At 48.6% G+C, this 7,503-nt stretch carries 5 protein-coding genes and 1 pseudogene; 4 read left to right on the forward strand and 2 right to left on the reverse strand.

The features are described 5' to 3' along the window. Nucleotides 1–11: 11 nt before the first annotated feature. The 4 genes from EAO33_RS09840 to EAO33_RS06770 are packed head-to-tail and all read left to right on the forward strand — an operon-like array spanning nt 12 to nt 5,014. Nucleotides 12–1,604 (forward strand): methyl-accepting chemotaxis protein, encoded by a 1,593-nt coding sequence (locus EAO33_RS09840; RefSeq protein ID WP_328590019.1) that lies wholly within the window; start codon nt 12–14, stop codon nt 1,602–1,604. Between the two features lie 47 nt (nt 1,605–1,651). Then, nucleotides 1,652–3,532, forward strand: a complete 1,881-nt coding sequence (gene mnmG, locus EAO33_RS06760) for a tRNA uridine-5-carboxymethylaminomethyl(34) synthesis enzyme MnmG (protein WP_120946013.1) — start codon at nt 1,652–1,654, stop codon at nt 3,530–3,532. After that, a complete protein-coding gene (gene dapE / locus EAO33_RS06765) occupies nt 3,529–4,692 on the forward strand; it encodes a succinyl-diaminopimelate desuccinylase (protein ID WP_120946014.1) in 1,164 nt (387 codons plus the stop codon). The genes mnmG and dapE overlap by 4 nt, the downstream gene beginning before the upstream one ends. Next, a complete protein-coding gene (locus EAO33_RS06770; RefSeq protein WP_120946015.1) occupies nt 4,667–5,014 on the forward strand; it encodes a hypothetical protein in 348 nt (115 codons plus the stop codon). The genes dapE and EAO33_RS06770 overlap by 26 nt, the downstream gene beginning before the upstream one ends. Here EAO33_RS06770 and hsrA read toward each other — a convergent pair. Both hsrA and argS read right to left on the reverse strand, forming a co-directional pair. After that, nucleotides 5,011–5,691, reverse strand: coding sequence for a homeostatic response regulator transcription factor HsrA (gene hsrA, locus EAO33_RS06775; RefSeq protein WP_120946016.1), 681 nt, complete (start codon nt 5,689–5,691; stop codon nt 5,011–5,013). The two genes, EAO33_RS06770 and hsrA, sit on opposite strands and share 4 nt — an antisense overlap. 192 nt (nt 5,692–5,883) lie before the next feature. Continuing rightward, nucleotides 5,884–7,477: pseudogene (argS, locus tag EAO33_RS06780) on the reverse strand (arginine--tRNA ligase). Nucleotides 7,478–7,503 lie beyond the last annotated feature (26 nt).

Consider the following 7,503-nt stretch of genomic DNA (forward strand, 5'->3'; position numbering starts at 1 on the left):
GAGAGAAACTTATGCTGAGTTTACGAGCGCGCGCTGTGATCTACCTAGTCGTCTTGCTGGGGGTTTTGGCTTTTGCGATCTTTATGACCGTCAAACGCGATTATAAGAGTCTGACAGAAATGCAGGGTAAAGAGGTAGCTAAAAGCATCAACGCGTCCATCATTAACACCATCGTGCAAGCCATCACCGTGGGCACGACTGAAGCCATTTATAAAGCCATTAATGACAGCAATAAGCTCCCAGGGGTGCAGATGAAATTCTACCCGGGTGAAGGGGACATTAAACTCTTTGGCTTGAATCAGAGTTTCACTCAAGACCCAGAGATTTTGCGTTATTTCAACGATCCTAGCACCCCCCAAGAAGTCAAGGTGCGCGGGGTGGGCAAGGATAGGCATGTGCGCGTTTTGCAACCCTTGGTGGGGGATAAAAGCTGTGTAACCTGCCACACCAATAATAAACCCGGGGATATGATTGGGGTGATGCAAGTCAAACTCTCCTTAGAAGAACCCCAGCGCAACGCCGATGAGTTTAGCACCAAAACCTTGCTGTGGATGATAGGGATTTCCTCAGGGATCATTTTGTTAATCTTTATCGTGGTGCAAAAAGATGTGATCAACCCTCTTAACAATCTCAAAACCACGGCTAGAAATTTAGCCTCATCTGAGGAAGCCGATTTGACTAAAAAGCTTGAAATTAACTCTAAAGATGAGATCGGGACGGCTTGTAGCTTTATCAACCAATTCATCACCAAGATCGCCGAGATCGTCAAAATTGGGAAAGGCATTGTAGAGGAGAACAACCAAGTGGGAGTCGCGCTCAAAGACTCCACAATCACACTCAACGAAGCGGCTGATCGCGAGCTCAAATCGGTAGAAAATCTCAAGAGCATTAACCATGAAGTGGGCGCGAGTTTGGAGGTGGCTAGGGGGAATTTGAGTAACACTATTGAGAATTTGGATCAAACCAGCGTCATTTTGGGGGCGTTTACCGACAAGATTCAAAACTCTGTGGATCTCATTTTGAGCTCCGCGCAAAACCAACAGGAGATCGCTACCGAATCTAGCGAGCTAGTCAGCCATGCCAATGAGATCAAGGGCGTGCTCTCCATCATTGAGGAAATCGCCAACCAAACCAATTTATTAGCTTTGAACGCCGCCATTGAAGCCGCCCGGGCGGGTGAGCACGGGCGCGGGTTTGCCGTGGTGGCTGATGAGGTGCGCAATTTGGCTAGCAAAACGCAAAAATCCTTGGGCGAAATCACCGCAATGGTGAATATGGTAACCCAAAGCATTGAAAACATGGGGGCGCGTATCCAAAGTGTGGCGACCCAATCCCAAGAAGTTTCAGAACAAACCTCTTTGCTCATCAAGGACGCTAAAGACGCTACGGATAATTTGAGCACCACCAAGAGCAGGTCTCAAGAAACCCGCAACCAAACCAATATCGTGGTGGCAAAAATGGAGGAGCTCAACCAAGTTACCACCGAATTTCTCAATATTTTTAAGGAAGTCAAGGCGGTGCGCCAGCAGCTAGAGGCGCATAGCCTCAAATTGGTAACCAAAAATCAGGAATTAGAAAACGAGTTTGGGAAATTCAAAGTCTAGGGTTGTTGGGCTTATTGGGGTATAATACCCTTTAAAAAAGGGTTGTTATGCAAGTGGATATTGTGGTGGTAGGCGGGGGGCATGCTGGCTTAGAAGCCGCCCTTGTGGGGGCAAAAATGGGCGCGCGGGTGCACATGCTCACCCTCTTGGTGGATAATATCGCTCTAGCTAGCTGTAATCCTGCCATTGGGGGGCTGGGCAAGGGGCATTTAGTCAAAGAAATTGACGCATTGGGGGGGGTGATGGGGCTTTTGGCAGATAAAAGCGCGTTGCAATGGCGCACTTTAAACGCCTCAAAGGGACCAGCCGTGCGGGGCACACGCGCCCAAATTGACATGGACACTTACCGCATTTTAGCGCGCAATCTTGCCTTGCAAACCCCAAATTTGAGCGTCTCTCAAGAGATGGTCGAATCTCTCTTGCTAGAGGGGGGGGCTGTGGTGGGGGTGCAAACCAATTTGGGTAAAACTTACCATGCTAAAAAGGTGATCCTCACTACAGGCACTTTTTTACAAGGGCTGGTGCATATTGGCACGCACCAAAGCCAGAATGGGCGTTTTGGGGAGAGCGCGTCTGTGCAACTCTCGCGCCAACTTGGCGCGCTAGGTTTGCAAGTGGGTAGGTTAAAGACGGGCACTTGTCCTAGATTGGCGGGTATTAGCATTGATTTTAGCCAATTAGAAGCCCACCATGGCAACTCTAACCCCCCTAAATTTGCCTACAAAAGCCCCCCAAGCCCTTTAGAACAACTCCCCTGTTTTATCACCTACACTAACTCCAACACCCATGCCATCATACAAGCCAATTTAGACAAATCCCCCATGTTTAGCGGGCAGATTGAGAGTGTGGGACCGCGCTATTGCCCTAGCATTGAGGACAAGATCCATCGTTTCAAGGACAAGGAACGCCACCAACTCTTTTTAGAACCCCAAACCCGATCCGCTAGCGAATACTATGTTAATGGACTGAGCACCTCTTTGCCCTTTGAAATTCAAGAGCAAGTAATTCACTCCATCAAGGGGCTAGAAAATGCCCATATTACGCGCTATGGCTATGCCATTGAATACGATTTTGTGCAACCCACGCAATTACACCACACCCTAGAAACTAAGAGCATCCCTAATCTCTACCTAGCTGGGCAGATCAATGGCACAACTGGCTATGAGGAGGCAGCCGCACAAGGGCTAATGGCGGGCATTAACGCCACTTTGGCTTTAGGCAGGCATAAGCAAGATCGCCTAGTCTTTGCGCGCAACCAAGCCTATATCGGGGTGATGATTGACGATCTAGTTTGCAAGGGCACTCAAGAGCCCTACCGCCTATTTACCGCGCGCGCGGAATACCGCCTCTTGCTCAGAGAAGACAACGCACGCTTGAGGCTAGGATCACACGCGCACGCGCTAGGTTTGATGGATTCTAGAAATTACGCTAAATTGCAAGCCCAACAAGCCCAAATCGCGCAGGCATTGCACACCCTCAAGCACACAAGCATCACCCCCAATAAACACACCCTAGAAAAACTCCAAGCCCTAGATCAAGCCCCCATTAATGATAAATGCGATGGGGTGTTTTTGGCTGGGCGTGAGGGTTTTACACAGCAGGATTTGCGCGCCTTCTTTGACTTTTTACAAGACTTGGATAATGAGGTGCTTGAGCAGGTTAAAATTGCCTGCAAATACCATAGCTACATTGAAAAACAAAGCACCTCTATTGCCAAGATGCAAAGCATGTTAGAGAGCCAAATCCCTCAAGATTTCAATTTTGAAAGGATCGCCGGATTAGGCTTAGAAGCCATTGAAAAACTCAGCAAGCACCGCCCTAAAACTCTGCTAGAAGCCTCTTATATCAGTGGGATCACTCCAGCTAATTTAGAGGTCTTGCAAATCTATCTACACTTGCACGCAAAAACTAAGGCGGTGCTCCCATGAGCGCGGTGCTCAAACTTGCCCAACAATTACTCTCCTATAAAACCATCACCCCCAAGGAAGAGGGGATCTTTGATTATATCGGGGCACTCTTGGGGGGTTTTGAGGTGGTGCGCGCGGATAAAAATGGGGTGAGCAATGTCTTATTTTACAAACGCTTTGGCGATCCCAAACAAACCCCCCTGCATTTTTGCTTTGCCGGGCATATAGATGTGGTGCCTGTGGGGGAGGGGTGGTCTTGCGATCCCTTTGGAGGAGTGGTGCGCGGGGATTTTCTCTATGGTCGAGGAGCTCAGGACATGAAGGGAGGGATAGCAGCCTTTGTGTGCGCCTTGCGCGATGTATGCGCCACTCTCAAACCAGATAGCCCCGCGCTCATTTTCTCGATCCTGCTTACCAGCGATGAGGAGGGGGAGGCGCGCTTTGGCACCAAGCACATCTTAGAAGTCCTAGAGGAGCGCGCGCTCTTGCCCCATTACGCCCTAGTGGCTGAACCTACTAGCATGAAGGAATTGGGCGATAGTGTGAAAATTGGAAGGCGGGGCTCCATTGGGGGGAAAATTGTCGTGCAGGGCATTGCTGGGCATGTAGCCTACCCTAAAACCTGTTTAAACCCCATCGATCTCATCGCTAGTAAGCTCAATTTGATCGCTGGTGTGCATTTGGATGGGGGGAACGCCTTTTTTGAGCCCTCAAGACTCATCATCACCACCATTAAAAGCGACTCGGGGGCTGAAAATGTTACACCCAAATCCCTAGAACTTCTCTTCAATGTGCGCCACTCCCCTGAGAGCACCCTAGAAGATGTAGCCAATTTCTTAGATGTGGTCTTAGAGAAAATCCCTTGTAGCATCACTTTGACTCAACACTCCCTGCCCTTTTTAAGCCCTAAAGATGGCGTGTTGGTCAAACATCTTCAAGAGGCTATCTCTAGGGTTTTAAAGCGCACCCCCTTGCTCAACACGCATGGGGGCACGAGCGATGCGCGCTTCTTAGCAGCTATGGGGGTGGAGGTGGTAGAATTTGGGTTGCCTAACGATCGCATCCACGCCATAGATGAACGCGTGCGTGTGGAGGATTTAGATCGGCTTTACAAAGTCTTTATAGAATTACTCTATCTCATCATCAAGGAGGCGCATGCCAAACAAACATCTGATCTTTAGTGCGGATAAAATCGGAGAGGGAGATTTGGGGGCTAAGGTGGTCGTGGGCTTTTTAAATAGCCTTTCTGCAGTGTCTCCAGACTTACTGCCTAAGCAAATCATCTTTTTAAACCGCGGAGTGCTTTTGAGTACGCAAAATAGCCACATAGACAACTCTCAAGCCTTGCAAGCCTTGCAAAATTTAGAAAAACTAGGGGTGGAGATTCTCTCCTGTCAAACCTGTGTGGAGTATTTTGGGGCTAAGGTGGTTCTAGGGCGACTCACCCACGCCCAAGAAGTTTTAGAGATCATACTACAAAGCCACAACGCGATCGCGTTTTAATGCTCTGTGCTACCCTTGGGGTAGCAGAAGCGATACCCTCTACGGCGCACGGTTTCTACTGTGGAGATGCCTAGAGGTTTGTCCATCTTTTGGCGGATTTGGTTGATCGCCACTTCGATCACATTGGGGGTTACTAGCTCGGGCTCCTCCCAAATCGCATCTAATAATTGCTCTTTAGAAACGATCTGATCGCGATGGCGGGCTAAGTGGGTGAGCACCTCAAAGGGCTTGCCCTTGACCTCAATCTCTCTGCCTTTGTAGATGATCTTCTCCTCATCGGGGTTAATCACCAAGTCCTCAATCTCAATAATGCTCGAACCCCAAAAGCGCAAGCGCGCTTCAATCCTAGCGGCTAACACACCCAAATCAAAGGGTTTAGCGATGAAGTCATCCACCCCCTCTTTGAAGGCTCGAATCTCTTGTTCGCTGGAAGCCTTGTTGGCAAACATGATACTCACAATGGCCGGGTGCTTGGACTTAGCATAGGAAATGAGATTGAGCCCGCTCCCATCACTAAGCTCCATATCCACCAACACCAGATCGTAATTGCGGATACTGATGTAATATTCCCCATCTTCTAGGTTTTCTGCCATATCCACCTGAAAACTCTTCTCACCTAAATAAGCGCTGATTTGCTTACTCAAATGGATATCACGCTCCACTAACAAAATACGCATCCTCATCCTTTGTTTTTAAACTTAAAGGATTATAACATAAGTTTTTAATCCACGATAGCCCCCCGCTCCCGCGCGCCTTTTGAAAGAATTTTGACAAAAAGCGATTCATTTAAGCTAAAATACCTAAAACTTCTGCTAGAATGGCGGTCGCAGGGCGGGGTAACCTCCCCCTCCTTCCCCGTCCTGCGTTCCTTACATTTTTTTCTTGGCTTTGATCCCTAGAATATCTAGTCCGATTGTCAAGCTCAAACTCACCATTTGGCATAGCTTGAGGTATTTGAGCTCCTCAGGGGTGTTCAAGATTTTGTGCGCGTTGTAAAAACTATGGAAATCCCCAGCTAGATTTTTGAGATATTCGCAAATCTTTTGCAACTCTCGATCCACAAAGGCGTTAGAGAGCACTTTGGGTAAATTCAGGGCACTAAATAGCAGGTGTCTTGCTTGGGGGGGGGAGATTCTCCAAGTGGCTTTGTGCGATCGCGCGCGCCTCCCCTCTTTGCAAGAACTTGGCTAGCATGGTGTGGATACGCGCGTTGGCGTAGTGGATGTAAAAAATGGGGTTGGTGCTATCTTGGTGTTGCAAATTGGCGATGTCAAATTCCCAATGGGTGTCCAACTTCTTAGAGAGGAAGACAAAGCGCAAAGCGTCCTTACCCATGTCTTGCAGGGCTTCTTCTAATAGCACGACATTCCCTTCGCGTTTGCTCATTTTATAGGGCTTGCCCTCTTTGAGTAGTGCCACCATTTGGGTTAAGAGCACCTCTAGGCGTTGGGATTCATAGCCCAAAAATTCTAAAGCCGCCTTGATACGCGCCACATAGCCATGGTGATCGGCTCCAAAGATATTGATGTAGTGGTCGTAGCGTTGCGCGAATTTATAATCGTGGTAGGCGATGTCCCCAGCGATGTAGGTGAAACTCCCATCGCTTTTTTTCAAAACACGGTCTTTTTCATCGCCATGCATGCTGGAAGCTAGCCACATTTTCCCCTCTTTTTCATACACCCCCCCAGCTTTTTGCAGGCGTGCAAAAATGGCTTCTTGCGCGCTAAACATGGCTTTTTCACTCACATAAGCGTCCATTTGCACGCCCATGTCCTGCAAACTTTGCTGGATTCGCCCTAGCAGACAATCCTTAGCAAAATCCCCCAGTTTAGCGATCAACTCCTCTTGCGTTCCCTCTAAATGACCAAAGTGTTCTAGCGCACGCGGGGCTAATTCTTTAGCGTCATAGGCTCCTTTAGGAAACTGCACTTCCATGCCCTGCATCTCTTGGATCGTCAATAACACAGACAAGCCCAACATCTTAATTTGTGCGCCCATGTCATTGACATAATATTCCGCATGGGTTTTTACGCCCAAAAAACGCCCCAAACGGCACAGACTGTCCCCAAAGATCGCCCCTCTGGCATGCCCGATATGCAAAGGTCCCGTTGGGTTGGCACTCACAAACTCTACATAGAGGCTCTCCTTTGAAACACCCCGACCAAAATCACACCCCAAAGCCAAGGCTTGCGTGCATAAACTATCTAGGAAACTCTCTTTAAGTGTGAAATTGATATAGCCATTGAGAGCTTCAATGCGCGCAAACAACTCCTGACACGCCTCTTGTTCTTGCAAAAACTCCACGATCTCTAAGGCGAGGAGTTTGGGGGCTTTTTTGCGCGTCTTAGCCAAAGAAAAAGCCACCACGCTGGCATAATGCCCCAAACTTTTATCTTTGGGGTGTTCTAGGACAATCTGCGTTTCTAACAGCTGTTCTAGCACCCCCTTGATGCGCGCATACACGCGCTAAACCTTGTGTTCTTGGGGGG

This window comes from Helicobacter labacensis (assembly GCF_003660285.1).
In the GTDB taxonomy this organism is placed as follows: Bacteria; Campylobacterota; Campylobacteria; order Campylobacterales; family Helicobacteraceae; genus Helicobacter; species Helicobacter labacensis.

What these genes read in the sequence shown, in the direction of transcription:
- EAO33_RS09840 (WP_328590019.1), top strand. Translation starts at nt 12, where the DNA reads ATGCTGAGTTTACGAGCGCGCGCTGTGATCTACCTAGTCGTCTTGCTG.
- mnmG (WP_120946013.1), top strand. Translation starts at nt 1,652, where the DNA reads ATGCAAGTGGATATTGTGGTGGTAGGCGGGGGGCATGCTGGCTTAGAA.
- dapE (WP_120946014.1), top strand. Translation starts at nt 3,529, where the DNA reads ATGAGCGCGGTGCTCAAACTTGCCCAACAATTACTCTCCTATAAAACC.
- EAO33_RS06770 (WP_120946015.1), top strand. Translation starts at nt 4,667, where the DNA reads ATGCCAAACAAACATCTGATCTTTAGTGCGGATAAAATCGGAGAGGGA.
- hsrA (WP_120946016.1), bottom strand. Translation starts at nt 5,691, where the DNA reads ATGCGTATTTTGTTAGTGGAGCGTGATATCCATTTGAGTAAGCAAATC.